This is a genomic window from Pararhizobium sp. DWP3-4, from assembly GCF_049898205.1.
Lineage (GTDB): Bacteria > Pseudomonadota > Alphaproteobacteria > Rhizobiales > Rhizobiaceae > Pararhizobium.
Genome location: NZ_JAFCXF010000043.1, coordinates 1 through 763, shown reverse-complemented (window position 1 = coordinate 763; position 763 = coordinate 1). Strand labels below are relative to the sequence as shown.

General features: G+C 57.5%; 1 protein-coding gene. It reads right to left on the bottom strand.

Annotated features, from left to right (window positions below; all coding sequences use genetic code 11):
- A partial coding sequence (locus ACP7E6_RS29430) for a helix-turn-helix domain-containing protein (RefSeq protein ID WP_426233723.1) occupies positions 1–554 on the bottom strand: 554 nt, incomplete at its 3' end.
- Between the last annotated feature and the right edge of the window lie 209 nt (positions 555–763).

The window sequence follows — 763 nt, the reverse complement described above, 5'->3', positions numbered from 1 at the left end:
CATAAGGGCCCGCGACGTGTTGAAGTCGCTATACGAGGCCGGACACACGTCAGCACCCGACCACATGCCCGTACCGAAGAAAGATTTTGCTTGCATTTACCGGGGCGTCCACACACATCAATCTGCACCAGCTCGCCATAGGCCTCGCGCCGCATCCGCGGCCGATGAAACGTCCGCCGCTGCTTGCGTGAAAGCCACAGTCCGGCCTCCGACATCCAACTGCGCAGCGTCTCGCGCGACACATGCAAGCCATCGCGCTCGGCAAGCTTCTCGGCCGCCAATGTCGGCCCGAAGTCCGCATAGCGTTCGTGAACCAACGTCACCGCATAATCCCGAACACCGTCGCTGATCCGGTTGTTCGACGGCCGGCCGATCGCCTTGTGCCGGATCGACGCCGCACCACCAGTGCGGATCCGCTCCAGCAGCCGACGCACTTGGCGCTCGCTCAGATCAAGCACATGCGCCGCTGACACCATCGTCATCCGGCCGGCGACCACCTTCGACAAAATCTCGATCCGCTGCAGATCACGCTCGCTCATCGCAATCAATCCCATCTGCAATCTCCCAGGCATCGTTCAGACCCGGGGAGTGTGACATTCTAACTTTGCAGAAACAGGACACTTTAACTTTGCGGCTACACGGACTGTCACAGCTATTTAAAGATGAGACAAAGTAAGAAATTTAGAGACGCGACACCATCCTATTCGTTGTTACTGATTTTGCAAGATTCTATATTTGCCGATACACAGACGTAAGCCGCCGC